The 24,702-nt window shown below is 71.4% G+C and carries 23 protein-coding genes; 14 read left to right on the top strand and 9 right to left on the bottom strand.

Features of this window, described 5'->3' with window-relative positions; all coding sequences use genetic code 11:
- Window positions 1-8: 8 nt before the first annotated feature.
- From ABH920_RS24665 to ABH920_RS24645, 5 genes are all read right to left on the bottom strand, one after another.
- A complete protein-coding gene (locus tag ABH920_RS24665; RefSeq protein WP_370351471.1) occupies window positions 9-1,847 on the bottom strand; it encodes an ABC transporter ATP-binding protein in 1,839 nt (612 codons plus the stop codon).
- Window positions 1,844-2,833 (bottom strand): ABC transporter permease, encoded by a 990-nt coding sequence (locus ABH920_RS24660; RefSeq protein ID WP_370351470.1) that lies wholly within the window; start codon window positions 2,831-2,833, stop codon window positions 1,844-1,846. Before ABH920_RS24660 ends, ABH920_RS24665 begins: the two co-directional genes overlap by 4 nt.
- Window positions 2,830-3,798, bottom strand: coding sequence for an ABC transporter permease (locus ABH920_RS24655; RefSeq protein WP_370351469.1), 969 nt, complete (start codon window positions 3,796-3,798; stop codon window positions 2,830-2,832). Before ABH920_RS24655 ends, ABH920_RS24660 begins: the two co-directional genes overlap by 4 nt.
- 10 nt (window positions 3,799-3,808) lie before the next feature.
- The gene (locus tag ABH920_RS24650) at window positions 3,809-5,521 is read right to left on the bottom strand and encodes an ABC transporter substrate-binding protein (RefSeq protein ID WP_370351468.1); all 1,713 of its coding nucleotides are present in this window, start codon (window positions 5,519-5,521) and stop codon (window positions 3,809-3,811) included.
- Between the two features lie 135 nt (window positions 5,522-5,656).
- The gene (locus ABH920_RS24645) at window positions 5,657-5,752 is read right to left on the bottom strand and encodes an Ms4533A family Cys-rich leader peptide (protein ID WP_323747997.1); all 96 of its coding nucleotides are present in this window, start codon (window positions 5,750-5,752) and stop codon (window positions 5,657-5,659) included.
- A gap of 311 nt (window positions 5,753-6,063) precedes the next feature.
- Between ABH920_RS24645 and ABH920_RS24640 the strand changes: the two genes are divergently transcribed.
- Entirely contained in the window at window positions 6,064-7,893 is a 1,830-nt protein-coding gene (locus ABH920_RS24640) for a BTAD domain-containing putative transcriptional regulator (protein WP_370351467.1), read from the top strand.
- 36 nt (window positions 7,894-7,929) lie between these two features.
- Window positions 7,930-8,427 (top strand): MarR family winged helix-turn-helix transcriptional regulator, encoded by a 498-nt coding sequence (locus tag ABH920_RS24635; protein WP_370351466.1) that lies wholly within the window; start codon window positions 7,930-7,932, stop codon window positions 8,425-8,427.
- A gap of 7 nt (window positions 8,428-8,434) precedes the next feature.
- On the opposite strand, the gene ABH920_RS24630 is transcribed toward ABH920_RS24635, so the two are convergent.
- Window positions 8,435-8,893, bottom strand: a complete 459-nt coding sequence (locus tag ABH920_RS24630; protein ID WP_370351465.1) for an Lrp/AsnC family transcriptional regulator — start codon at window positions 8,891-8,893, stop codon at window positions 8,435-8,437.
- 62 nt (window positions 8,894-8,955) lie between these two features.
- On the opposite strand from ABH920_RS24630, the gene ABH920_RS24625 reads away from it, so the two are divergent.
- On the top strand, window positions 8,956-9,762 hold the full coding sequence (locus tag ABH920_RS24625) for an AzlC family ABC transporter permease (protein WP_370351464.1): 807 nt from the start codon (window positions 8,956-8,958) through the stop codon (window positions 9,760-9,762).
- On the top strand, window positions 9,755-10,087 hold the full coding sequence (locus tag ABH920_RS24620; protein ID WP_370351463.1) for a branched-chain amino acid transporter permease: 333 nt from the start codon (window positions 9,755-9,757) through the stop codon (window positions 10,085-10,087). The genes ABH920_RS24625 and ABH920_RS24620 overlap by 8 nt, the downstream gene beginning before the upstream one ends.
- On the opposite strand, the gene ABH920_RS24615 is transcribed toward ABH920_RS24620, so the two are convergent.
- The gene (locus ABH920_RS24615) at window positions 10,065-10,664 is read right to left on the bottom strand and encodes a TetR family transcriptional regulator (protein ID WP_370351462.1); all 600 of its coding nucleotides are present in this window, start codon (window positions 10,662-10,664) and stop codon (window positions 10,065-10,067) included. The genes ABH920_RS24620 and ABH920_RS24615 overlap by 23 nt on opposite strands.
- A gap of 131 nt (window positions 10,665-10,795) precedes the next feature.
- Here ABH920_RS24615 and ABH920_RS24610 point away from each other — a divergent pair, with 131 nt between their 5' ends.
- The 10 genes from ABH920_RS24610 (at window position 10,796) to ABH920_RS24565 (ending at window position 22,967) form a co-directional block, all read left to right on the top strand.
- Window positions 10,796-11,521 carry an SDR family oxidoreductase gene (locus ABH920_RS24610; protein ID WP_370351461.1) on the top strand — a complete coding sequence of 242 codons (726 nt, stop codon included), beginning with the start codon at window positions 10,796-10,798 and terminating at the stop codon, window positions 11,519-11,521.
- Window positions 11,522-11,626: 105 nt separating this feature from the next.
- Entirely contained in the window at window positions 11,627-12,064 is a 438-nt protein-coding gene (locus ABH920_RS24605) for a MerR family transcriptional regulator (protein WP_370351460.1), read from the top strand.
- Between the two features lie 5 nt (window positions 12,065-12,069).
- A complete protein-coding gene (locus ABH920_RS24600; RefSeq protein WP_370351459.1) occupies window positions 12,070-13,035 on the top strand; it encodes an SDR family oxidoreductase in 966 nt (321 codons plus the stop codon).
- Window positions 13,036-13,084: 49 nt separating this feature from the next.
- Window positions 13,085-13,585 carry a MarR family winged helix-turn-helix transcriptional regulator gene (locus ABH920_RS24595; RefSeq protein ID WP_370351458.1) on the top strand — a complete coding sequence of 167 codons (501 nt, stop codon included), beginning with the start codon at window positions 13,085-13,087 and terminating at the stop codon, window positions 13,583-13,585.
- A complete protein-coding gene (locus tag ABH920_RS24590) occupies window positions 13,582-14,442 on the top strand; it encodes an ATP-binding cassette domain-containing protein (protein ID WP_370351457.1) in 861 nt (286 codons plus the stop codon). The genes ABH920_RS24595 and ABH920_RS24590 overlap by 4 nt, the downstream gene beginning before the upstream one ends.
- Complete coding sequence (locus ABH920_RS24585; RefSeq protein ID WP_370351456.1) at window positions 14,402-15,307, top strand: ABC transporter permease; 906 nt, start codon at window positions 14,402-14,404, stop codon at window positions 15,305-15,307. Before ABH920_RS24590 ends, ABH920_RS24585 begins: the two co-directional genes overlap by 41 nt.
- Before the next feature lie 127 nt (window positions 15,308-15,434).
- Window positions 15,435-16,157: a DUF1269 domain-containing protein gene (locus ABH920_RS24580; RefSeq protein ID WP_370351455.1), complete on the top strand. Its 723-nt coding sequence runs from the start codon at window positions 15,435-15,437 to the stop codon at window positions 16,155-16,157.
- An 86-nt stretch (window positions 16,158-16,243) separates the two neighbouring features.
- Window positions 16,244-16,717, top strand: a complete 474-nt coding sequence (locus ABH920_RS24575; RefSeq protein WP_370351454.1) for an NUDIX hydrolase — start codon at window positions 16,244-16,246, stop codon at window positions 16,715-16,717.
- Between the two features lie 61 nt (window positions 16,718-16,778).
- A complete protein-coding gene (locus ABH920_RS24570; protein ID WP_370351453.1) occupies window positions 16,779-18,332 on the top strand; it encodes an FAD-dependent oxidoreductase in 1,554 nt (517 codons plus the stop codon).
- A 336-nt stretch (window positions 18,333-18,668) separates the two neighbouring features.
- Window positions 18,669-22,967 (top strand): GH92 family glycosyl hydrolase, encoded by a 4,299-nt coding sequence (locus ABH920_RS24565; RefSeq protein ID WP_370351452.1) that lies wholly within the window; start codon window positions 18,669-18,671, stop codon window positions 22,965-22,967.
- Window positions 22,968-23,132: 165 nt separating this feature from the next.
- Here ABH920_RS24565 and ABH920_RS24560 read toward each other — a convergent pair whose 3' ends face one another.
- Both ABH920_RS24560 and ABH920_RS24555 read right to left on the bottom strand, forming a co-directional pair.
- Window positions 23,133-23,525 (bottom strand): SCO5389 family protein, encoded by a 393-nt coding sequence (locus ABH920_RS24560; protein WP_370351451.1) that lies wholly within the window; start codon window positions 23,523-23,525, stop codon window positions 23,133-23,135.
- A gap of 70 nt (window positions 23,526-23,595) precedes the next feature.
- Window positions 23,596-24,567: an ATP-binding protein gene (locus tag ABH920_RS24555; protein ID WP_370351450.1), complete on the bottom strand. Its 972-nt coding sequence runs from the start codon at window positions 24,565-24,567 to the stop codon at window positions 23,596-23,598.
- Between the last annotated feature and the right edge of the window lie 135 nt (window positions 24,568-24,702).

Below are 24,702 nucleotides of genomic sequence, written 5' to 3'. Positions count from 1 at the left end.
CGTCCTCCTCACGCCGCCGCCAAAGCCTCCCGTCGCCGCGCGCGCTGTGCCCGGGCCGCCGCCGGGTCCAGGATCGGCACCGCGTCCAGTAGCGTGCGCGTGTACTCGTGCTGTGGGGCGTCGAACAGGGTCGCGGCGTCCGCGAGTTCGACGATGCGGCCGTGCCGCATCACCGCCACGCGGTCCGCGATCTGGCGGACCACGGCCAGGTCGTGGGCGACGAACACCACGGTGAGGCCGTACTCGCGCTGGACGTCGCGCAGCAGGTCGAGGATCACCGCCTGGGTTGAGACGTCCAGGGAGGCCACCGGTTCGTCGCAGACCAGCAGCTTCGGGCGCAGGGCCAGGGCGCGGGCGATGCCGACGCGTTGGCGCATGCCGCCGGAGAACTCGTGCGGGAAGCGCTCGTAGGACTCGGGGTCCAGGCCGACGTTCGTCATGAGCTCGCGGACGGCGGTGCGGATCTCGGCGTCCGAGGAACCTCCCGCTATGCGCAGCGGGTCGGCGATGGTTTCGCCGACCGAGCGGCGCGGGTTCAGCGAGGACAGCGGGTCCTGGAAGACCATCTGCAGGTCGCGGCGCAGCGGCCGGAGTTGACGCTCGGGGATCGCCGAGATGTCGGTGCCGCTGAACACCACGCTTCCGGCCGACGGCTCCAGCAGGCGTACGAGCATGCGCGCCAAGGTGGTCTTGCCGCTGCCGCTCTCGCCGACCAGGCCGAGGGTTTCGCCGGCCCGCAGCTCCAGGCTGACGCCGTCCACCGCGCGCAGGGGCTCGGTACGGCGGCCGAGCAGTGCGCCGCCGCGCCGGTAGTGCTTGGCGACGCCTTCGATGCGCACCAGGACGTCCGGCTCGGCGTCGACGCGATCGGCAGCACTAGCACTAGCACTAGCACTAGCACCGGAACCAGCACCAGCACCAGCACCAGCGTCGCCGTCGACGCGATCGCCGTCCGCCAAGGCAACCCGCTCCTGCTCCCGCTCCCGCTCCCGCACCGGCCCCCGCTCCGGCAGCGGCGAATCCAGCCGAGGCATCGCCGCCAACAACCCCTGCGTATAAGCATGCTGCGGATCGAGCAAAACCTGCTCCGCAGACCCGCTCTCCACCGCGACCCCCCGATGCATCACCACCACCTCGTCGGCGGTCCCGGCGACCACCCCGAGGTCGTGGCTGATCAGCACCAGCGCCATCCCGGTCTCGCTCTGCACCTCGGCCAGCAGGTCCAGGATCTGCGCCTGCACCGTCACGTCCAGCGCCGTCGTCGGCTCGTCCGCGACCAGCACCGCCGGCCGGCAGGCCAGCGCCATCGCGATCAGCGCACGCTGCCGCATCCCGCCGGAGAACTCGTGCGGGTGCGCCCGCAGGCGCCGCCCGGCGTCCGGGATCCGCACCTGCTCCAGCACCTCGATCGTGCGCGCCCGCGCCGCGGCCCGGGACGCGCCGGTGTGCAGCCGGTACACCTCGGAGATCTGGTCGCCGATGGTGTGGAACGGGTCCAGCGCGGTCAGGGGGTCCTGGAACACCATCGCGATCTTCGAGGCGCGCAGCTTGCGCACCTCGGTGTCGGTGGCCGAGACCAGGTCCACGCCGTCGACCAGGACCTGCCCGGACACCCGGGCTGAGGTGCCGCGGTGCAGCCCCAGCAGGGACAGCGCGGTGGCGCTCTTGCCCGAGCCGGACTGGCCGACGATGCCCAGCGCCGAGCCCGCCCGGACTGAGAAGCTCAGGTCCTTGACCGCGTGCACGACCTCGCCGCCCCGGACCGGGAAGTCGATCGTCAGGCCCTTGACCTCCAACACCGGCTCCGTCGACACCGGCTCCGTCGAATCAGGTTCCGTCGCGGTCATGTCAGCTCCACTCGGGGGTCGATCGCCGCGTACAGGACGTCGGCCAGGGCGTTGGCCACGACGTACACCGCCCCGGCGGTGAGCGTCACGCCGACGATCACCGGCAGGTCGGTGCTCCCGACCGCGCTGACCAGCGCCTGCCCGATGCCCGGCAGCCCGAACATGGTCTCGGTGAGCACCGCCGAGGTCATCACCGCGGCCAGGTCGATCGCGGCCATGGTGACCAGCGGGGTGAGCGCGCCGCGCAGCACGTGCCGGGTGATGACCCGGTGCTCGGGCAGGCCGTAGGCGCGCGCCGTGCGGACGTGGTCCTCGCTCAGCGTCTCCAGCGTCTGCGCCCGGGTCATCCGCGCGTAGGCGGCGGCCAGGATCAGCGCCAGAGCGATCCAGGGCAGCAGCAGGTTCTGCGCCCAGCCGGCCGGGTCCTGCGTCAGCGGCACGTACGTCGGGAACGGCAGCCACTGCAGGTCGGCGCAGAACACGATGAGCAGCACCAACGCGACCAGGAACACCGGCGTGGCGTACCCGACCAGGACGACCGCGTTCAGCGCGCGGTCCAGCCAGCGCTGACGGCTGAGCACCGTCACCAGGCCGGCGCCGATGCCCAGCAGCAGCGACAGCGTCATGGCGCCGATGGCCAGCGACGCCGACACCGGCAGTGCGCTGCCCAGGATCGTGGTCACCGGCTGGTCGGTCTCGAAGGAGTAGCCCAGGCACGGCGCCGGGCAGTGCTGGACGCTGGGCCCGGAGGAGTAGTCGTGCCCGAAGAAGATCCCGTACAGGAACGAGAAGTACTGGTCGACCAGCGGCTTGTCCAGCCCCATCGAGGACTTCACGACCGCCAGCCGGTCCGGCGTGCAGCCCTTGCCGCAGGCCAGCAGTGCCGGGTCGGAGGGGCCGGCGTAGAAGAGCGCGTAGACGATCGCCGACAACGCCAGCAGCACGATCGCCGCGCCGACGACCCGGCGGATGAGGTAGCCGATCACGCCGCCACCTCCGTGTTGCGCGGGTCCAGGACCCGGCGGACGCCGTCGGCCAGGAGCGTGAACGCCAGCAGCGTCAGGAACAGCGCGCCGCCGGGGACGAGCACGTACATCACGTCGGGCCGGAACCAGGTGGTGCCGCCGGAGAGCATCTGGCCCCACGACGGCGTCGGCGGCCGCACGCCGACGCCCAGGAACGACAGCCCGGCCTCGGCGACCATGTTGCTCGGCACCAGCAGCGCGGCGTAGGTCAGGATCGGGGTCACCAGCCCGGGCAGGATCTCCCGGCGGGCCACGCGCAGCGGCGGCGCGCCGGAGAGCTTGGCGGCGGCCACGTAGTCGCGGGTGCGCAGCGACAGCGCCTGGCCGCGCGCCAGCCGCGCCGTGCTGCCCCAGCCGAGCAGCGCGATGACCACGGCCAGGATCAGCGGCCGCGGGATCGAGGCCGGGACGATCGCCATCAGCCCGATCGCGAACAGCACCGAGGGGAAGGCCAGCGACAGGTCGGTCAGCCGGCTCAGGATGCCGTCGGTGACCCGGCCGCCGAGCCCGGCGGCGATGCCCACCGACAAGCCGATGAGCACCTGCAGCGCGGTGGCGCCGATCGCGACGCCGAGCGAGATCCGGGCGCCGTAGACGAGTCGGGCGAACAGGTCGCGGCCGGTCTGCGGCTCCACACCGAGCCAGTGGCTCGCGCTGATGCCGCCGAAGGAGCCCAGGGGAGTGCCGCCGGTGGCCGAGTCGACCAGCTCCGGGTGCTGGGAGGTGGTGTCCTGGCCCTCCAGGGCGGTCAGGACCGGGGCGAACACCGCGACCAGCACCATCACCGTGATGATGACCATGCCGGCCGCGGCGGCCTTGTCCTTGCGCAGGCGCCGCCACAGCGCGCCGCGCGGACGCGGCGGGGACGGGAGCGGCGGGGGCGACGACGGGCCGGAGCCCGCCGCCGCCTCGATGGTGGTGGTCAACGCAGGGGCCTTACTTGACCGACACGCGGGCAAGGTCGTACTGGCCGCGCCAGCCGTCGGGGACGGCGTTCTTCACGTTCTTGCCGAACAGCGCGACGTCCTTCTCGTACATCAGCGGCACGGTCAGCGCCTGCTGCCCGAGCTTGGCGTCCAGCGCGCCCCAGCGGGCCTGGGCCTGCTGCGGGTCGGTGATGGCGTTGATCGCGTCGATCTCGGCGTTCACGCTTGGGTCGTTCAGCTGCGCCAGGTTGAAGTTGCCGCCGCTGGTGACGATCTGCCGGCCGTCGAAGATCGGGATCAGGAACGGCGCGCCGGAGGGCCAGTCGGCGCCCCAGTACTGCAGCGACATGCCGGGCTCGGTGCTGGGCTTGTTGGTCACGTCCGAGTAGCTGTTGTCGTCGACCGGGTTCAGGTTCACCGTGATGCCGGCGGCCTTGAGCGCGTCCTGGATCGAGGCGGCCAGCTTGGGGCCGAAGTTGTTGGCGTCGTCGGCCTGGTGGAACAGCGTGACCGTCAGGCCGTTGGGGTAGCCGGCCTGCGCCAGCAGCTGCTTGGCCTTGGCCGGGTCGCCGGTGGCGCCGGCCGGGAAGTAGTCGTAGGGCTGGTAGCCCAGCGCCTTCTGCGGCGGCAGGAAGGTGGTCGAGGCGCCGGCCACGGCGGTGCCGCCGGCGGAGTTGACCGCGGTGGTGCGGTTGACGGCGTAGGAGATCGCCTCGCGCACGCGGATGTCGTCGAACGGCTTCACCTTGGGGTTGAAGGCGATGTAGTAGGTCGCCGGGAACTCGCCGTGCGCCACCCGCTTGGCCAGCGCCGGGTTGCTGTTCAGCTGCGCCAGCTGGTCCGGGCCGATGGTGGTGTCGGTGGTGACCGCGTTCGCGTCCTGGCCGGTGCCGGTGGCGATGCGCTGGTTGATCACCGCCGGGTTCAGGCCCGAGGTGATGTCGATCTTGTCCGGGCAGGCGTAGCGCAGGGTGTCGCTGGCGGAGGACCAGTGCGGGTTGCGCACCAGGTCCAGGGACTTGCCCTTGTCGTAGCTGGCGACCATGTACGGGCCGGAGGAGATCGGGTGCTTCTCGTAGTCGACGCCGGTGTCCTTGGCCTTGGGCACCGGGGCGAACTGGGTGGCGGTGGCCAGCAGCGGGAAGTCGCCCTCGGGCTTGCGCAGCTTGAAGATGATGGTCTTCGCATCCGGCGTCTGGATCGCCGCGATGCCGTCCGGGTCCTTGTAGGGGCCCTGGTAGTTCGCCGCGTTCACCAGCCAGTCGCGCAGGTACGGGGCGCCGCCGGGCAGTTCCGGCGCGAACGAGCGCTCGATGCCGTACTTGATGTCGGCCGAGGTGATCGGCGTGCCGTCCTCGAAGAAGATGTTGTCCTTCAGGTGGTACGTCCACGTCTGCGCGCCGTCGCTCGGCGTCCCGAGGTCGGTGGCCAGGTCCGGGGCGGCCTTGGCGCCGTCCTGCCCGGGCTCCCGGTTGCGCGTGGTGAGCGTGCGGAACAGCAGCGAGGGGATGTTGCCGCCGCCGGAGGTGTAGATGCGCGCCGGGTCCAGCTTGCTGATGCTGCCCTGGTTCAGGACCTCCAGCGTGCCGCCCTGGCACGTCTTGGGGTCGAAGGCGGCCGAGCCCGCGGCGCCGGACGAGGAGTGGCCCGCCGACGACGAGCACGCGGCCGCACCTGCGGCGACCAGCGCCAGGGCAGCCGAAAGGACGGATATTCTCCGCATGGGAAGACCTCTCGGACGAGGGGGAAGACGTGGGAAAGCGGTGCGTGCCGGGGAGGCGCGCACTGACGAGAAAACGCTTTAGCACAGGCCCGCGCGGGAACACGGGCGGAAAGCCGATCAACGGCTGGGGTCCGGCTAGCGGCTACAGAGGATGTCCGCGACGCAGTGGTTCGTCACCGCGAGCAGCGCGCGTTCCAGGAACGCCATGCGGGCCGTGATGATCGAGGACATGTCTAGAAGGTAGGTCGGGATTCCGGGGAGGGTCAAACCAGCCCGGTATATGGACAAGACCTTGATGCGATCGTTACCGGGAGGTGCCCGGGCCGAGATCATCGCGCCGGGATGGCCACAAGGCATGGCGCGGTTATTCCCATGACAAGTCAGGATCATGCGATGAGGTTCGGGCCGGAACCGGTATCGGTGTGAGGCAGCGCACACGGCTCGGTGGCCGTCACCCGAACCAGCCGGGCGAACCCGATCACGTCCGCGTGCGTTTCGGATCGCAGAAGGCAGATTCACTGCTACGGGGGGATGGACGGAAGATGCAGGTAAGGATTCTGGGACCCATCGAGATCGCCGGTCCGGAGGGTTCGTGCGAGGTCTCGGGGCTGCGCCGCAAGGCGGTGCTGGCGGCGCTGGCGGTGGAACCCGGCCGGGTGGTCAGCACCGAACGGCTGGCCGCGGCCGTGTGGGACGGGCAGGCGCCGACCACGGTCCGCAACACGCTCCAGGCGCACATTTCCTACCTGCGGCGGGCTTTCGGCGATCCGGACGCCATCCGGGCGGTGTCGCCGGGATACCTGCTGCGGCTCGGCGTCGAGGCGACCGACGCCGAAGCGGCCGGGCGTCTGATCCAGGAGGCCGCGCGGGAGGAGGACCCGGCCCGCCGTACGGCCCGCGCGCAGGAGGCGGTCGCGCTGTGGCGCGGTCCGGCGTTGGCGGACGTGGCGGATCTGGCGGCGTTCCACGGCTGGGCGCAACGGCTGGACGACCTCCGGGTCAGGGCTCGGCGACTGCTCATCGACTGCCTGTTGACCCTGGGCCGGGTCAACCAGGCGGTCCAGGACGCCCAGGAGCTCTGGCACGAGAACCGGCTGCACGAGGAGTCCGCAGGCCTGCTGATGCGAGCGCTCTACCGGGCCGGGCGGCAGGTCGACGCGCTGGCCGTGTACCGCGAGACCAGCAGCGGATTGCGCGAGGAGCTCGGCCTGGACCCCGGCTCGGCGCTGCGCGAGCTGGAGGCCGCGATCCTGCGGCAGGACGCTGACGTGCTGCGGCGGCCGTCGTCGGCGGAGTCGGAGCGGGAGACTGAGCGGGGGTCGGAACGGGAGCCTGAGCGCGAGCCAGAGCGGGAGTCGGCGCCGGCTCCGGCTCAGCTGCCCGGCTCGGTGCACATCGTCGGCCGGGACCCGCAGATCCGGACCCTGGACGCGCTGGCCGAGCGGGTCGCGGACGCCGATCCGTCGAGTCCGGCGGCGATCGCCGCGATCACCGGGATGGCCGGGATCGGCAAGACGGCGCTCGCCGTGCACTGGGCCCGGAGCGTCGCCGGGTCGTTCCCGGACGGCCAGCTGTACGTCGACCTGCACGGCTCCGGGTTCGGCGCCGGCGCGACCGCGGTCCAGACCGGGCAGACGCTGCGGGCGTTCCTCGTCGCGCTGGGCGTGCCGCGAGAGCGGATCCCCTCGGACCCCGCGGCGCGCGCCGCGCTGTTCCGCGGCGTGCTGGCCGAGCGGCGGGCGCTGATCGTGCTGGACAACGTCCGGGACGCCGAGCAGATCCGGCCGCTGCTGCCCGGCGCCCCCGGCTGCCTGGTGCTGGTCACCAGCAGGAATCCGCTGGCCTCGCTGGTGGCGTGCGAGGGCGCCACGGCGATCCCGCTGGACCTGCTGTCCCCGCAGGACGCGCACGCTTTGCTGGAACGTCGGCTGGGTCCGGCGCGCCTGGCCGCCGAGCCGGGGCCGGTCCGCGGCGTCATCGAGAGCTGCGAAGGCCTGCCGTTGGCGATCAGCCTCGCCGGCGCCTGGGCCGCCACGCATCCGCGGCTGCCGATCGCCGAGTACGCGGTCGATCTCGGGAAGGCCGCCACGACGTTCGAGGCCCTGGACGGCGGCGACCACCGGACCGATCTGCGCGCGGTGTTCTCGTGGTCGTACAGCGCGTTGTCCGAGGAGGCGGCGCGTCTGCTCCGGTTCCAGAGCCTGCGGCCGGGGCCCGGCATCAGCGTCTCGGCCGCGGCCAGCCTGGCCGGGGTGTCGCGGGAGCGGGCGGCGGAGCGGGCCGTCGAGGACGGGGTCGACACCGGGGCGTGGTCGCTCGTGACTGCGTGGATCCCGGGCCTGCGCGAGCACCTGGATGTGGAGGCGGCCTGACGGTGCGTCGCCGTCGTGGCGGTCTACAGTATGGGAATGGCCGCCACGGAACAGTCACCAGGTGCCGACGAGCCCGAAGCCCGGTGGCTCTCCTCCGGCGAGCTGGACTCGTGGCTGTCGGTGGTGCGCCTGATGACGCGGCTGCCGTGGGCCATCGAGGGGCAGCTGCAGCGCGACTCGGACCTGAGCATGGTCGAGTACATGACGATGGCGATGCTCGGCGAGGCCCCGGACTGGACGATGCGCATGAGCACCCTGGCCGAGGAGGCCAGCGTCTCGCTGTCGCGGCTGTCGCATATGGTCAAGCGCCTGGAGGCACGCGGCTACGTCCGCCGCGAACCGGACCCGGCCGACGGACGCTTCACGAACGCGATCCTTCTGCCGGCCGGTCGGCAGAAGATGGAGGAGTCGGCACCGGCGCACGTGGCCTTCGTGCGGCACGCGGTGATCGACAACCTGTCGCCCGAGCGCCTGCGCCGGCTCGGGCAGGACGCGGAGCGGATTCTGCAGCGGATCGACTCGCCGGCGCGGTAGAACCCGCTCATGCGCCGGTTTTGATCTCCTTCATCGTTAGATGCGAGGTCAGCCGCAGTACCCCCGGCAGCCCGCTGAGCTTCGTGGTCAGGAACTCCTCGTACGCGGCGTGGTCGGCGACCGCGACGCGGATGAAGTAGTCGGGTCTCCCGAACAGCCGCCGCAGTTCGGTGACCTCCTCGTAGGAGCTCACGATGCGTTCGAACTCTTCGAAGGTCTTCCGGTCGGTCGCACTCACCTCGACGTCCACCAGCACCTCCAGCGCGCGCCCCAGCGCCACGGGGTCGATGACCGCCCGGTAGCCGCTGATGACCCCGGCGTCCTCCAGGCGCTTGACCCGGCGCAGGCACGGCGGCGGGGTCAGGCCGACGCGCTTGGCGAGTTCGACGTTGGTCAGGCGACCGTCCGTGCGGAGCTGGAACAGAATTTCACGATCGATGGCGTCGAGTGCCAGTTCGTTGCTCACAGGAGCATTCTAGAGCCATAATCGGAAACCATATTAGGCGCGATTCTTTCTAGAATTTCGCCATGGGAACTGTTGCTGCCGCAGCGGTCGACGCCCCGGCGATACCGGGGCCGATACCGGCACCGGAGCTGATACCGGCACTGATACCGCCACCGGCCACCGCCCCGAGCCCCCGCCGCGCCGACATCGCCGCCGCCCTCCGCGACTCGGCGTCGGTCGGGCTCGGGCTGGTGCCGCTCGGCCTGGCGTTCGGCGTGGTCGTCACGCACGCGGGCCTCCCGTGGTGGTGCGCCGTCCTGTTCACCAGCACCGTCTACGCCGGCTCGCTCGAATTCCTCCTGGTCCCGCTGGCCGTGGCGGCGGTCCCGCTGGCGACCGTGGCGCTCACCGCGTTCCTGGTCAACGTCCGCCACGTCTTCTACTCCCTGTCCTTCCCGCTGCACCGCGTGAACGGCCGCCTGGCCAAGGCCTACAGCACCTTCGCCATGACCGACGAGGCCTACGCCCTGAGCACCGCCGACAACGCCCGCGACTGGCACGGCCGCCGGATCGTGTGGCTCCAGGTGCTCCTGCAGCTCTACTGGGTCCTCGGCGCCACCGTCGGGGCGCTGCTCAGCACCCTGATCCCCAGCAGCCTCAACGGCCTGGACTTCGCCATGACCGCGCTGTTCACGGTCCTGGCACTCGACGCGCTGCGCGACCGGCAAAAGGACCTCCCGACACCGGTGCTGGCAGTACTCAGCGCGCTGATCGCCCGATGGCTGTTCCCCGAACAGTTCCTGCTGGCCGCGTTCGTGCTGTTCACCGCCGGGCTGACGGCGCGCCGCCTGCTCGCCGGCACCGCGTCCCGGGGGAGTGCGGATGCCTGACACCGGCTACCTCTTCGCCGCGGCCGGCGTCGCCGCCGCGGTGACCTGGGCCTTGCGCGCGCTGCCCTTCGCCGCGCTGAACGCGCTGCGCTCCAGCGCTGTCGTGCGCGACTTGAGCGCGCGGATGCCGGCCGGCGTCATGGTGATCCTGCTGTGCTACTGCCTGCGCGACCTGCCCGTGACGCATCCCGCGCGGCTGGTGGCGCCGCTGGTCGCGCTCGCCGTCACGGTCGGCGTGCACCTGTGGCGTCGCAGCGCTCTGCTGAGCATCGTCGGCGGAACGGTCGTCTACGTCGTCCTGGTCAACGCCGTTCACCTGGGCTGATCGGCTGATCGGCGATCGGCCGCAATGCACCGATCAGCTCGGACGCGGCCTCCATGATGTAGACCGGGAAATCGGCCCCGTCCGGCTCCTCGGTCCAGCGCGCGAACGCGGCCCGGAACACCGCGACGCCGACCTCGGCCAGCATGCGCGCGCCGACCTCGGTCGCGCCGCGGGCCCGCAGCGTCTCGGCGAGGGCGTCGGTGACGGCGACGAACTTGCCGAGCTCGCGCTCCCGCAGCTCGGTGCTGCCGGCCACGACGCGGCGGCGCTCGGGGGAGCGGGGGACCTGCTTGGCCAGCAGCGCGGCGGTGTCGGCCAGTCCGGCGATCAGCGCCTCGGCCGGACCGAGCGCCGGATCGGCGTCGCGGACCGCCTGCGAGATGACCGCCGGCAGCCGCTCGGAGCCGACGAACAGCACGTCGCGCTTGTCGGCGAAGTAGCGGGAGAACGTGCGGCGGGTCAGGCCCGCGTGGTCGGTGATGTCGCTGACCGTGACGTTCTCGTACCCGCGCTCCAGGAACAGCGCGAGCGCGGACTCGCGGAGGCGGTCCTCGGCACTCGGCTCCCAGCGCGGCATGCCGCGATTCTAGCAGTGATGACACAGTGAGACATCACGCGCTATGGTGATGTCTCAGTGAGACATCACTCGGCCGCCCGATCGGCGGCCGCATCCAGCGGCATTCAGCCGCGTTCAACGGAGGACGGATCATGACACTGACCGGGCAGAAGGTCGTCGTCATCGGAGGCAGTTCGGGCATGGGACTGGCCACGGCACAGGCCGCGGCGCACGCCGGCGCGAGCGTGACCATCGCGTCGAGCAGCAAAGACCGCCTGGACACGGCGCTCGCCACGCTGCCGGAAAGCGCCGAGGCGGTGGTCGTCGACACCACCGACGAGGACGCCATCGCGGCGCTGTTCGAGCACGTCGGCGAGCTGGACCACCTCGTCTACACCGCGGGTGACTCCGTGGCCCCGCGCCCGCTGGTCGACCAGTCGCTCGACGAGGCCCGCCGCAAGCTCGACGTGCGCTTCTGGGGCGCGGTCGCGGCGGTCAAGCACGCGGCGCCGCGCATGAGCCCGCACGGCTCGATCTCGCTGACCACCGGCACGGTCGGCGTCCGTCCGGTGCCGGGCTTCGCGCTCGCCGCGGCCGGCGTCGGCGCCACCGAGGGCCTGGCCCGCGGCCTGGCGGTGGAACTGGCGCCGATCCGCGTGAACGTGGTCCGCGCCGGCGCGGTCCGCACGCCGATGTGGGAGGCGGTGCCGGAGGCGCAGCGCCAGGCGCTGTTCGCGTCGATGGCACAGCGGACGCTGACCGGCGCGATCGGGGAGGCGGAGCAGATCGCCGCGACGCACCTGTACCTGATGGAGAACGGGTTCGTGACCGGGACGGTGATCACGGTCGACGGCGGCTTGCTGCTGACCGCCAGCTGACCGGGACCTGAAGCAGCACTGATTGCCACCGTGGAAGTCAACCGATGGCCGAGCCTCCCGGCCATCGGTTGACTTCAAGCGCTTGAAGTATGGTCAGCTGCCTTCATGACGGCTTTCACCATCCAGGAGGTATCCCGGCAAAGCGGCCTGACCGAGCCGACCCTCCGCTACTACGAGGAAGTCGGCCTGGTGGGCCCGATCGACCGGGACGGCAGCAGCGGCCACCGCCGCTACGGCGAGGGCGACGTGGACACCATCGAGGTCCTGTCCTGTCTGCGCGCGGTCGGCATGGGCATCGACGACATGCGCGCCTACCTGGCCAACCGCCGCGCCGGCCGGACCCGCGCCGCCGAGCAGCGCGACCTGCTGCTGCGCCACGCCGAGCGGGTCGAGGCCGAGATCGCCGCGCAGCACGCGCGGCTGGGCTACCTGCGCGAGAAGGCCGAGTTGTGGGACGCCCGCGACCGGGGTGACGCCGTCGCCGAAGCCGCGTCCACCGAGCGACTGGTGGCCGTGAAGAAAAGTCTGGAGGCAGTGCGATGAGTGCGATGAATCGTGTTCTGGTGACCGGCGGGTCCGGCTACCTGGGGAGTCAGGTGGTCGCCGCGTTGTTGCGCGACGGCCGGGACGTGCGCGCCACGGTGCGTTCGCTGAGCCGCGAGGCCGGCCTGCGCGAAGCGGTCCGCCGAGGCGGCGCCGACGACGCCGGCCTGGAGGTGGTCGCGGCCGAGCTGCTGGCCGACGCGGGCTGGAAGGAGGCGGTGGCCGGCGTCGAGGAGGTCCACCACGTCGCCTCCCCGATCCCGGTGACGCAGCCCGACGACCCCGACGAGCTGATCGTCCCGGCCCGCGAGGGCACGCTGCGGGTCCTGCGCGCGGCCCGCGACGCCGGGGTCCGGCGCGTGGTGCTGACCTCGTCGTTCGCGGCCGTCGGCTACACGCCCAAGCCCGGAGCCGAGTACACCGAGGCCGACTGGACCGACCCAGACATGCCGGGTCTCGCGGCCTATCCGCGGTCGAAGGCGATCGCCGAGCGCGCGGCCTGGGACCTGATGGCCGACGGCGACACCGAACTGGTCACCGTCAACCCGACGGCGATCTTCGGGCCCACGCTCAGCCCGGTCCTGGGCTCGTCGATGGCCTTCATCAAGGCCCTGCTGGACGGCACGATGACGGTCGCGCCGCGCATGAGGTTCGGCGTCGTCGACGTGCGCGACGTCGCAGACCTGCACCTGCGCGCGATGGCCGCACCGCAGGCCGCCGGCAAACGGTACCTGGCGGTGGCCGACGGCCCGACGCGCAGCTTCGTGGAACTTGCCGCGATCCTGCGCGACCGCCTCGGCGATCTCGCGGCACTCGCCCCGACCGCCGAGGCCGACGGCCCGGAGCTGCCGCGGCCGGTGATCCACAACGAGCGGGCGCGCGAGGAGCTGGGCTGGCGTCCGCGGCCGGTCGAGACCTCGATCGTGGAGTCCGCCGAGAGTCTGCGCGACCTGGGGCTGCTGGACCGGTAAGAGATAAGTGGCCCTTCATTTAGCTCTGTATCAGAGCTAAAATGGAATCATGAACGGTGCCACCGAACCATCGGAGCTGGAGAACGTCCTGGCCGGGCTCAACCGGCTGATCCGCCGCCGGCTGCGCGCGGGCCTGCGGACGCCGCGCCTGCGCGGCGCCGAGGTCGAGCTGCTGCGGTTGGTGCGCGGGCAGCCGGGACTGCGGGTGTCCGAGGCGGCGAAGGAACTCGGGCTGGCCGGGAACTCGGTGTCCACGCTGGTCAAGGGGTTGGTGGAGCTCGGCATGCTGGAGCGCTCCGCCGATCCCGCCGACGGCCGGGCCACGCTGCTGCGCATCACCCCCGAGGCCGAGCACCGGCTGCAGGAGTGGCAGGACCGCCGCTCTGTGCTGGTCCGCTCGCACATCGACCGGCTGTCCGACGCCCACCGGGAAGCCCTCGACGCGGCGCTGCCGGCGTTGCGCGCGCTTTCCGCGTCGCTGCACGAGGAGGCCGAGAACGGGTCCGCCGAGAGTCACGAGCTTGCCGAGATCGGCGAGGAAGGCATATGACCGCCGACTCCGCCGACTCCGCCGACATCCCGGCGATCGCCGTCACCGGTCTGGTCTACGCCTTCGGCCAGACCCGGGCCGTGGACGGCATCGACCTGACCGTCCCGGCCGGGAAGGTGTTCGGCCTGCTCGGCCCGAACGGCGCCGGCAAGACCACCGCGATCCGCGCCATGACCACCCTGCTCAAGGTGCCGCCGGGGATGATCAGCGTGTTCGGGCACGACGTGGCCCGCGACCGGATGGGGGTGCGCCGGCTGCTCGGCTACGTCCCGCAGCAGCTGTCCGCCGACAGCGGTCTGACCGGCCGGGAGAACGTCGCGCTGTTCGCGCGGGTCTTCGACATCGCGCGCCGGGAGCGGGCCGAGCGGGTCGCCGAGGCGCTGGACATCGTCGGGCTCGCCGATGTCGCCGACCGGATGGCGGGCACCTACTCCGGCGGCATGGTGCGGCGGCTGGAGCTGGCTCAGGCGCTGGTGAGCGCGCCGCGGCTGCTGATCCTGGACGAGCCGACGATCGGCCTGGACCCGATCGCGCGGACCAGCGTCTGGGAGCGCATCGACGACGTGCGGGCCGCGACCGGGATGACGGTGCTGGTCACGACGCACTACATGGACGAGGCCGACCAGTACTGCGACCGCCTGGCCCTGATGCACCAGGGCCGGATCCGGGCCACCGGCACGCCGGAGAGCCTGAAGCAGGACCTGGCCCAGGCCTGGCGCGACGCGGGCCGCGACGGCGAGCCGACGCTCGAGGACGTGTTCCGCCACATCGCCGACAGCGAACTGCTGGGCGACCAAGACGGAGGGAGTTTCCGCGATGTCCGCCGTTCCCGTAACACCGCCTCCCGTGTCGGCTGACGCCGTGCCCGCCGGTGCCGTGCCTGCCGGCGCCGGTGCCGACGCAGCCGTCACACCGGCCCGGCCCCGCCTGCTCTACCAGCCCGCGGAGGTCCGCACCGGCTGGCGCGTGCTGCCCACGCGCATGGCGGCGATGTGCGCGGTGGAGATCCAGAAGCTGCGCCACGACCGCACCGAGCTCTACACCCGTGCGGTCCAGCCGGCGCTGTGGCTGCTGATCTTCGGCGAGACCTTCACCCGGCTGCACGCGATCCCCACCGGCGGCCTGCCGTACCTGGACTACCTGGCGCCGGGCATCATCGCGCAGTCCGCGATGTTCATCGCGATCTTCTACGGCATCATGATCATCTGGGAGCGGGACTCCGGGGTGCTGACCAAACTGCTGGTCACCCCGACGCCGCGGGCCGCGCTGGTGGCCGGCAAGGCGTTCGCCGCCGGGGTGAAGTCGGTGATCCAGGCGGTCGTGGTGGTGGTGCTGGCCGCGCTGCTCGGGGTGTCGCTGACCTGGAACCCGCTGAAGCTGCTCGGCGTGGCCGCGGCCGTGGTGCTCGCCTCGGCGTTCTTCTCCTGCCTGTCCATCTGCATCGCCGGGATCGTGCTGACCCGCGACCGGCTGATGGGCATCGGGCAGGCCATCACCATGCCGCTGTTCTTCGGCTCGAACGCGCTCTACCCGGTCTCGCTCATGCCGGGCTGGCTGCGGACGATCAGCAAGGGCAACCCGCTGAGCTATGAGGTGGACGCGCTGCGCGGGCTGCTGATCGGCACGCCCTCGCACCTGCCGCTGGACTTCGCGGTGCTGGCCGGCGCGGCCGTGGCCGGCATCGCCGCGGCCTCGGCGCTGCTGGGACGGCTGGCCAAGTAGGCGCGTCGAGACACCGCACGGCGGGCCGTCCCCACGCGGGACGGCCCGCCGCCGCGTCCGGCGCCGACAGGCGGGTCCGCGATCACCGACGCAGACTGGTCGGGATGCCATTTCCGAAGGAGGACCCGTGGCGACCCTGACCGTGTGGAAGTTCGACGACCCCGACGGCGCCGAGAAGGTGCTGGCCGAACTGGAGGGGCTGCAGAAACAAGCCCTGCTCAAGGTGCTCGACGGGGCCGTGGTCAGCTGGCCGGCCGAGGCCAAGCGGCCGCGCACGTCCCAGCTGGCCGACATGACCGGGCGCGGGGCGCTCGGCGGCGCCTTCTGGGGCTTCCTGTTCGGGCTGTTGTTCTTCGTCCCCCTGCTGGGCCTGGCGGTCGGCGCGGCGGCCGGCGCGCTCGGCGGCTCGATGGCCAACGTCGGCATCGACAAGGACTTCATCGAGCAGGTGAAGGCGAAGGTCACGCCGGGGACCTCGGCGCTGTTCGTGCTGTCCACCGACGAGGTCGAGGACCGGGTGCTGCCGACGTTCGAGCGGGCCGGCGCCGAGCTGATCAAGACGAACCTGTCGGCCGAGCAGGAGGCGCAGCTGCGCGAGGCGTTCGCCGAGGAGGAGGCGCAGGCGAAGCCGGGAGCGGGAGCGGCGGCGGGTGCGGCGACGACGGGAGCGACGGCGGGAGCGGCCACGGCCGGGGCGCCGCAGCCCACCCCGACCCCGGCCCCGAAGCCCGGTCCGCCCAAGCCGGGCCCGGTCCCGAAGCCGGGTCCGCCCTCGCCGGCGCGGGCCGCCGGTGAGGCCGCGGCCCGCGAGGCCGGCAGTGAGAAGGGTTCGGCTGCGAAGAGCAGCTGACGCCGTCGTGCGCGTGGTCCGGTTCGGTCGCTCGGTGAGCGCACCGAGCCGGGCCTTCGTATGCGGGGCCGTATACCGTGGCACGAATGAGCTTCCGCCTGGCCGCCTACGCCGTCTGCCTCGACGACGACCGAATCCTGCTCGCACGCTGCCTGTCCCCGGACGGCCAGAGCACGTGGACGCTCCCCGGCGGCGGGGTCGAGCACACCGAGGACCCGTTCGACACCGTGATCCGCGAGGTCGCCGAGGAGACCGGCTACGAGGCGGTGGTCGAGCGCCTGCTCGGCGTGGACTCCCGGACCATCCCGGTGGCCGAGCTGCGGGTGCCCGGCCCGGTCCCGCACCAGAACGTCGGCATCTTCTACCGGGTCCGGATCACCGGCGGCGAGCTGCGGCCGGAGCCGAACGGCGTGACGCCCGAGTCGGTGTGGACCCCCTTCGCCGACGTGGCATCGCTGAGCCGGTCCGGGCTGGTGGACGTGGGTCTGGCGCTCGCGCTGAGCACACCGGCGACCGGCCACGTCGCCCCGGTGCCGGTGGGCGGTCTCGTCCAGCACTGAGATCTGGCACTGAGATCATTGACACAACAATCAGCTCGCAGCCCGCAGTGTGAGGAGTGACATGGAAGCCCCGGACGAGAACATCGTGCAGGCCGCCGAGGACATGGTGGCCGAAGGCGCCCCGGTTTTCCCGCACGGCGCGGCGCCCTCCGTCGGCGACGACGGCGAGGTCGACACCATCGACCCGGCCGACGGCGACGTGTTCGACGTCATCGTCGTGGGCGGCGGCCCGACCGGGGAGAACCTGGCCGACCGGGCGCACGCCGGCGGGCTGAGCGTGGCCGTCGTCGAGCACGAACTCGTCGGCGGCGAGTGCTCGTACTGGGCCTGCATGCCCAGCAAGGCGCTGCTGCGGCCGGTCGCCGCGGTGGCCGACGCCCGCCATGTGGCCGGCGCGCGGCAGGCGGTCACCGGCGACCTGGACGTCGCGGCGGTCTTGGCCCGGCGTGACGAGTTCGCCTCGAACTGGAAGGACGACGGCCAGGTCGACTGGCTCGCCAAAGCGGGCCTCTGCCTGGTGCGCGGGCACGCCCGGCTCGACGGCGAGAAGCGGGTCGTGGTCCGCACCCCCGAGGGCACCGAGCGTGTCCTGACCGCGCGGCACGCCGTGGCGCTGTGCACCGGGACCCAGGCCTCCGTCCCGGACCTGCCCGGTGTGGCCGGGGCTGGCGTCTGGACCAGCCGCGAGGCGACCAGCGCCAAGCACGTGCCGGGACGGCTGGCCGTGATCGGCGGCGGCGTGGTGGCCGTGGAGATGGCGACCGCGTGGCGGGCGCTGGGCAGCGAGGTCACGATGCTGATCCGCGACGACCGGCTGCTGGGCGCGATGGAGCCGTTCGTCGGCGAGCTCGTCACGGAGAATCTGCGTGCTGACGGAGTGGACGTGCGCTTCGGCGAGTCCGCCACCGCCGTGCACCGCCGCGACGACGGCACGGTCGAGCTCACCCTGGCCGGTGGCGGCACCCTCACCGCCGACGAGGTCCTGTTCGCCACCGGCCGCCGCCCTACGACCGGCGACCTCGGCCTGGACACCGTCGGCCTCAAGCCCGGCGGCTGGCTGGAGGTCGACGACACCGGCCTGGTGCGCGGCGTCGACGGCGCGTGGCTCTACGCCGCCGGCGACAGCAACCACCGCGCGTTGCTCACGCACCAGGGCAAGTACCAGGGCCGGATCTTCGGCGGCGCGATCTGCGACCGGGCCTTCGGCCGCGTCCTGGACACCGAGCCCTGGGGCCGCAGCGTCGCGACCGCGGACCTGCACGCCGTGACCCAGGTCGTGTTCTCCGACCCGGAGGCCGCCGCCGTCGGCATCACCCTGCGGCAGGCCGAGGACCAGGGGCTGCGGGTGCGCGCCGTCGACTACGACATGGGCCAGGTCGCCGGGGCCGCGCTCTACGCCGACGGCTACCGGGGGCAGGCGCGCGCTGTTGTTGACCTGGACCGGGAGGTGCTGGTCGGGGTCACGTTCGTCGGGCCCGGGGTCGCAGAGCTCGTGCACTCAGCGGCGATGGCGGTGGCGGCCGAGATCCCGGTACGCCGGCTGTGGCACGTCGTGCCCGCCTACCCGACCATCGGCGAGGTCTGGCTGCGACTCTTGGAGACATACCGGGGCTGATGCTCAAAAGGTCGCTGAAGAGGTCAGATACAGCGATGTAGTGAACCCGCGGAAGTACGTGTGGTCGGAGCCGTCATCGGCTCCGACCACTTTGTTTTGAGGCCTCTGATCGGCCTGACCAGCATGGGAACGTTAACAGGAAAACGTGTCCCACAGGACCCATAGTCGCAACTCAGAAGCCTTGCTAACGTTACCGCCGTCACCTTCGAACCCGTTCGAGAACTGACCACTCGTGGAGGGACGGTGCCCATGGCGCGCCGTGCAAGTGTCCGACGAAAGATGGCGAGGGCGGCTGGAGCCGCCGTTTTGACAGGGGCCTTAAGCGTTACAGCAGCCTTGTCCGGAGCGGCCGGGACGGCGTTCGCCGCGTCCGGCGGAGCCGGCGGGGTCACCCCGGTCGCGAACCCCGCGGCGGCGGTGAACCCGTTCCTGGCCACCGGCGACGGCGGGGCCGGCGGCCAGGCCGACGACTTCCCGGGTCCGGACGTGCCCTTCGGCATGATGCAGTGGGGCCCGGACACCACCCCCGACCGCCCCGAGGGCGGCGGCTACTACTACAACGACTCGAACATCTCCGGCTTCAGCCTGACGCACATGTCGGGTCCGGGCTGCGGGGCGTTCGGGGACGTGCCGATCCTGCCGACGGTCGGCGCGCTGCCGAGCGACCCGTCGAACGCCTCGGCGCCGTTCAGCCACTCCGCCGAGTCCGCCTCGGCCGACTACTACTCGGTCAGCACCGGCGCCGGGGCGTCGTCGGTGAAGACCGAGCTCACCGAGACCGCGCGCTCGGGCATCGGGCGCTTCACGTTCCCGGCCGGCGCGCAGTCCAACCTGCTGTTCAAACTGACCGGCTCGCAGAACGGCGACTCGGCCACCAGCGCCACGGTCGTCGGGCCCAACGAGGTCCAGGGCTCGGTCACCAGCGGCCACTTCTGCGGTGCGAGCAACACCTACACGCTGAACTTCGACATCGTCTTCGACCAGCCGATCGCCGCGCACGGCACCTGGACCGGCACCACGGTCACGCCGGGTTCGGCGCCGGCCGCGGCCAAGACGACGCAGAAGTCGCAGAGCACGAACACCCAGGGCACGAACACCCAGGCCCCGAGTTCGGCGGCCAGCCCGGGCGCTCCCTCGGCGAGCCCGAGCCCGAGCTCCAGCGCGTCGCCGAGCCCCAGCCCGGCTCCCGGTGGCACGAAGGCCGCCACGCCGAAGGCCAAGCCGGGCGCGCTGCCCGCGCCGACCATCCACGGCAAGCTGCCGGCGACCCCGCAGAAGCTGGCGGCCAAGGCGGCGGCCGCGGGCCCCGACGGCCTGTACCTGACCTTCGACACCACCGCCAACCAGGTGGTCCAGGCCAAGGTCGGCATATCGTTCACCTCCGGGGCCAACGCGCAGGCGAACCTGGCGGCCGAGCAGACCGGCTTCGCCTTCGACACCGTGCACAACGCCGGCGTCAAGGCGTGGAACGACGAGCTGGGCAAGATCCAGATCGGCGGCGGCACCGCGGCGCGCCAGCAGGTGTTCTACACCGGCATGTACCACGCGCTGCTGCACCCGAACACGTTCTCCGACACCAACGGGCAGTACGTCGGGTTCGACAACCAGGTGCACACCGTGCAGCCCGGGCACGTCCAGGTCGCGAACTACTCCGGCTGGGACATCTACCGGACGCAGGCGCAGCTGGAGGCGATTGTCGACCCGGCGATGGCCAGCAACGCCGCGCAGTCGATCGTCAACGACGCCGCGCAGAACAACGGCATGATGCCGAAGTGGGCGATGAACAACGGCGAGAGCTACGTCATGGTCGGCGACCCGGCCGACGGCGAGCTCGCCGACTACTACGCCTTCGGCGCCCGGGACTTCGACACCGCCTCCGCGCTGAAGTACGCGTTGGCCGAGGCGAACACCCCGAACAACATCCGCCCCGACCTGGCGGACTTCGAGAAGTACGGCTACGTCCCCTCCGACGCCGCCAACACCTGCTGCAACTTCTACGGCCCGGTGTCGACGACCGAGGAGTACGGCGCCGCCGACTTCGCCCTGGGCCAGCTGGCCGGCGCACTCGGCGACAAGACCGACGCCGCCGCGCTGCAGACCCGGTCGCAGGACTGGCAGAACCTGTTCAGCCCGGCCACCGGCCTGCTGGAGCCGCGCACGATGAGCGGCTCCTACCTGCCGACCACGCTGACCTCGTCCGACAACTACGTGGAAGGCGACGCCTCGCAGTACCGCTGGCAGATCGGCTGGAACCTCTCCGGCCTGGTGTCGGCCATGGGCGGCGCCGCGGCGGTGCAGAAGCAGCTGGACACCTTCTTCACCCAGCTCGACCAGGGTCCGCCCTCGCCGTACGCGTTCCTCGGCAACGAGCCCGACATGGGTGTGCCGTGGCTGTACGACTGGGCCGGCGCGCCGTGGAAGGCGCAGAAGATCGTGAACGACGTCCGCACCCAGATCTTCACCGACGACCCGAAGACCAGCCTGGGCGGCAACGACGACCTGGGCACCACTTCGGCGCAGGGCGTCTTCTCGATCCTCGGCATGTACCCGGAGGCCGCCGGCGCCGCGGACATGGCGCTGAACAGCCCTGAGTTCCCGCTGGAAGTCATCCACCTGGGCAACGGCAAGTCCATCACCGTCAACGCGCCCGGCGCGGACTCGGTGAAGAACTTCTACGTCCAGAGCATGCGCCTCAACGGCCAGCAGTGGCACTCGCCGTACCTGCCGGCCTCGGCGTTCACCACCGGCGCGACGCTCGACGTCAAGGTCGGCTCCACCCCGAACAAGAGCTGGGGCGCGAGCAAGAAGGACGTCCCGCCGTCGTTCGGCGCCGGGCAGCAGCCGGCCATCGGCTACCTGTCCGACCAGCAGCTCCAGGTCGCCCCCGGCGGCAGCGCCAAGGTGACGGTGTCCGCCCAGGACGTCCTCGGGCAGCACCAGGACATCGCGGTGAGCTCGACGGCCCCGGCCGGCTCCGGCCTGAGCCTGAAGCAGTCGGCCCGGGACCTGCACGTCTCGTCGAACGGGCACGGCTCGCTGACGCTGACCGTCAAGGCCCCGGCCACGACGGCGCAGACGTTCTACACAGTCCCGATCCAGCTGACCGACAACGGCAAGGCTCTGCCTCCGCTGAAACTGACCGTCCTGGTGGCAGCGCCCGGCAGCCTGCTGTCCACCTTCGACAACAACGGCATCGCCGACGACACCCAGATCACCGTCACGAACTACGACGGCGACGGCAACAGCTACTCCCAGCAGGCGCTGGCCGCGGCCGGGCTGAACCCCGGCAAGCCGGTGACCATCGGCGGCGTCACCTACACCTGGCCGCTGCCGGCCCCGGGCTTCCCGGACAACACCGTGGCGGCCGGCCAGAAGGTGACCGTGTCCGCGGCCGCCGGGACGCAGCAGCTCGGTCTGCTGGGCTCGGCCGACGGCGGACCGAGTCAGGGCGTGATGACGCTGGACTACTCCGACGGCACCACCACCCAGTACTGGCTCGGGCTGTCCGACTGGACGCTCGGCGCGGGCCAGGCCAAGCCGTCCTTCGGCAACGGCGACGCCGCGACCCTGCCCTACCGCGACTGCTCCAGCTGCGCGAACGGCAAGGACACCACCGCGACGCACGTGTTCTCCACGGTGTTCCCGGTCGACCCGACCAAGACGCTGACCTCGGTCGTCCTGCCCAACGGGACCGACCAGGGCCGGCTGCACGTGTTCGCGGTCGGCACCTCGACCGCCGCGCCGACCGGCGCGGTGGCCACCTCGGTCGCCCCGTCCCCGGCCGCGGCCGGCCAGCAGGTGACCGTGCACGGCTCTGGCTTCGGGGCCACGCAGGGCACCGGCTACGTGGTCTTCAGCGACCACGGCATCAACTGGGGAGCGCCGGGCAACAGCGCGACGTTCACCGTTGACTCCTGGAGCGACACGGCGGTCACCTTCACCGTGCCGACCCCGAGCGGCACCAACGGCATGTTCCACGTCTTCGCCGGCACGAACGCCTCGGTGAGCGTGGTCAACGCCGCCGGTCAGGTCTCCGACGGCCAGGTGCTGCCGATGACCCCGACCGCCAACCCGGCCGACTACTACAGCAACACCGGCACCTCGCCGGACGCGAACCAGAAGTGCGCCAACTTCGACGGCGACGGCTACAGCTACTCCGCTGAGGCCCTGGCCGCCAACGGCGTCAAGCCCGGTGGCACGGTGACGTCGAACGGCGTGACCTACACCTGGCCGAACGTCGCGGCGTGCAGCGCGGACAACATCCTGCCCGACGGGCAGACCATGCTGGTGACCGGAAAGGCCGGGGCCACCAAGCTCGGGCTGCTCGGCTCGTCCACCAACGGCGGGTCCTCCGGGCCGATCACCCTGACCTACACCGACGGCACCTCCACCACCCAGACGCTGACGTTCAACGACTGGGCCAGTGGCGCGGACACCACGGACGCCGCGATCGCGACGATGCCCTACCGGAACAGCGATTCCGGCAGCTCGCAGTCGATCCAGATGTTCGTGTTCTCCACGACCGTGCCGGTGGACGCGACGAAGACGCTGGCCTCGATCACGTTCCCGAACGTGGCCTCGGGCGTCAGCAGCAACACCACGGCGATGCACGTGTTCGCGGTGGCTGAGGGGTAGTAGCCCCGGCGGCCTCGTGGGCCGCGTGGGCTGAATAGGCCGCTGGTCCCGACCCGGGAGTTTCTGGGCCGGGACCAGCGGTTTTTTTGGTGCCGCGCTCGTGTCTTTTGTTTGGCTGGCGGTCCTCAGCGGTCCTCAGCGGTCCTCAGCGGTCCTCAGCGGTCCTCAGCAGTCCCGGAACTCCGGGGACTGGTTCAGCAGCTGCGCGCGCTGCGAGGTGAACTTCGTATACGTCCGCGTGCTCTCGGCGCCGGGCCGGAACGCGGCGACGCGGTGGCAGTTCTGGAACGCGAGCTTGATCTCGAAATGCCGCTCCAGGCTGCCGCGGATGGCGTCGCTGGCCAGCGCGCGCAGCAACTGGCCGCGCTCGGCCTCGGACGGCGGCGGCACCTGGTTGTCGGCGAACTCGGCGGTGCCGGACTTCAGGTCCTGTGCGAGATCGGCGACCATCGCGTAGGCATAGGGGAGCGAGGTGCGGACGGTGTCGAGGAACGCTGCCGGGTCCACGTCGCCGGCCTCGGCCTGGGCGAGGAGCTGCGGGGAGACGTCCAGGGACATCAGGGGTCCACCTTTCTGTTCTTTTCTTGGTGCGGGCTGAGCGCTCAGTGCTCTTAGTCCGGTCGGTGTATCACGCGGACACGGCCGACAACGCGTGCGGGCCGTGCACGAACTCGGGGTCGACCTGCGCGGACAGATCGGTGCCGGTGGCCTTGTCGGCCCAGGCACGGGCGTTGCGCAGGTGGAAGTCGATCGCCTGCTGCTGGAACCGGGTCCAGTCCTTGGTGCGGGCCTCCGCAGCGCTCGCCAGCGTCCGCAGCACGTCGCGGTGCTCGGACTCCAGCGCGTCCAGCGGCGCGAACCGTCCCTGCTCGGCGGCGCGCACGTAGCCGGAGGCGCCGAAGCAGGCGAGCAGGTCGGCGCCGACGTGCTCGCGCAGGAAATCCACATCCCCCGGCCCGGTGACCTTGTTGCCGACGACGGCCAGCGCGACGTCGTACCCGTCGGCGTAGTCCCGGTACTGGCGATAGACGGAGACCCCGCGCATCGTCGGCTCGGCGACCAGGAACGTGAGATCGAAGCGCGTGAACAGGCCCGAGGCGAAGCAGTCGGCCCCGGCGGTCATGTCGACGACCACATACTCCCCGGCCACGTCGACCAGGTGGTTCAGATAGAGCTCGACGGCCCCGGTCTTGGAGTGGTAGCAGGCGACACCCAGGTCGTCCTCCCCGAACGGCCCACTGGCCACCAACCGCAGATTCGCCGCGACGGCTACACTCCACTCGCCATGGAACGGATCATCGCCACCCACCCGCAACAACCGCGACCCCCGCCCGGCTGGCGTGGTCTTCACCATCTCGGCCCCGGACCCGATCCGCGGATTGTCCCCCCGCAGGAACTCCTTGGCCTCCGCCAACCGCGCACCAAGCGACGGCACCGCAGCCGCCTCGCGCTCACTCAGGCCCAACGCCACGCCAAGGTGCTGATTGATGTCGGCATCCACAGCGACGACCTCGGCCCCATCAGCGGCCAACTGTCGGGCGAAGAGCGCGGACAACGTGGTCTTGCCACTGCCGCCCTTGCCCACGAACGCGATCTTCATGATGCTGGTGCTCCGTTGTTGGTGATGATAACTGTTTTCAAGAACGAAGGTAGCAGGGTTCTGGGACGGGGGAGGGGAACTCGGCGGATCCGGGCGCGGCTTCGCACGAACAATGGCCGCGCACGAGCCGCCGCA

It is taken from the genome of Catenulispora sp. EB89, from assembly GCF_041261445.1.
GTDB lineage: Bacteria > Actinomycetota > Actinomycetes > Streptomycetales > Catenulisporaceae > Catenulispora.
This window is presented reverse-complemented; position numbering and strand designations above follow the sequence as displayed.

Excerpts from the sequence above, each read along its gene's own strand:
- ABH920_RS24615 (WP_370351462.1), bottom strand. The coding sequence starts at position 10,664 with ATGCCGCGCTGGGAGCCGAGTGCCGAGGACCGCCTCCGCGAGTCCGCG.
- ABH920_RS24560 (WP_370351451.1), bottom strand. The coding sequence starts at position 23,525 with ATGTCCCTGGACGTCTCCCCGCAGCTCCTCGCCCAGGCCGAGGCCGGC.
- ABH920_RS24600 (WP_370351459.1), top strand. The coding sequence starts at position 12,070 with ATGAATCGTGTTCTGGTGACCGGCGGGTCCGGCTACCTGGGGAGTCAG.
- ABH920_RS24650 (WP_370351468.1), bottom strand. The coding sequence starts at position 5,521 with ATGCGGAGAATATCCGTCCTTTCGGCTGCCCTGGCGCTGGTCGCCGCA.
- ABH920_RS24625 (WP_370351464.1), top strand. The coding sequence starts at position 8,956 with ATGGGAACTGTTGCTGCCGCAGCGGTCGACGCCCCGGCGATACCGGGG.
- ABH920_RS24590 (WP_370351457.1), top strand. The coding sequence starts at position 13,582 with ATGACCGCCGACTCCGCCGACTCCGCCGACATCCCGGCGATCGCCGTC.
- ABH920_RS24555 (WP_370351450.1), bottom strand. The coding sequence starts at position 24,567 with ATGAAGATCGCGTTCGTGGGCAAGGGCGGCAGTGGCAAGACCACGTTG.
- ABH920_RS24585 (WP_370351456.1), top strand. The coding sequence starts at position 14,402 with ATGTCCGCCGTTCCCGTAACACCGCCTCCCGTGTCGGCTGACGCCGTG.
- ABH920_RS24640 (WP_370351467.1), top strand. The coding sequence starts at position 6,064 with ATGCAGGTAAGGATTCTGGGACCCATCGAGATCGCCGGTCCGGAGGGT.
- ABH920_RS24645 (WP_323747997.1), bottom strand. The coding sequence starts at position 5,752 with ATGTCCTCGATCATCACGGCCCGCATGGCGTTCCTGGAACGCGCGCTG.
- ABH920_RS24575 (WP_370351454.1), top strand. The coding sequence starts at position 16,244 with ATGAGCTTCCGCCTGGCCGCCTACGCCGTCTGCCTCGACGACGACCGA.
- ABH920_RS24610 (WP_370351461.1), top strand. The coding sequence starts at position 10,796 with ATGACACTGACCGGGCAGAAGGTCGTCGTCATCGGAGGCAGTTCGGGC.
- ABH920_RS24635 (WP_370351466.1), top strand. The coding sequence starts at position 7,930 with ATGGCCGCCACGGAACAGTCACCAGGTGCCGACGAGCCCGAAGCCCGG.
- ABH920_RS24570 (WP_370351453.1), top strand. The coding sequence starts at position 16,779 with ATGGAAGCCCCGGACGAGAACATCGTGCAGGCCGCCGAGGACATGGTG.
- ABH920_RS24620 (WP_370351463.1), top strand. The coding sequence starts at position 9,755 with ATGCCTGACACCGGCTACCTCTTCGCCGCGGCCGGCGTCGCCGCCGCG.
- ABH920_RS24605 (WP_370351460.1), top strand. The coding sequence starts at position 11,627 with ATGACGGCTTTCACCATCCAGGAGGTATCCCGGCAAAGCGGCCTGACC.
- ABH920_RS24665 (WP_370351471.1), bottom strand. The coding sequence starts at position 1,847 with ATGACCGCGACGGAACCTGATTCGACGGAGCCGGTGTCGACGGAGCCG.
- ABH920_RS24595 (WP_370351458.1), top strand. The coding sequence starts at position 13,085 with ATGAACGGTGCCACCGAACCATCGGAGCTGGAGAACGTCCTGGCCGGG.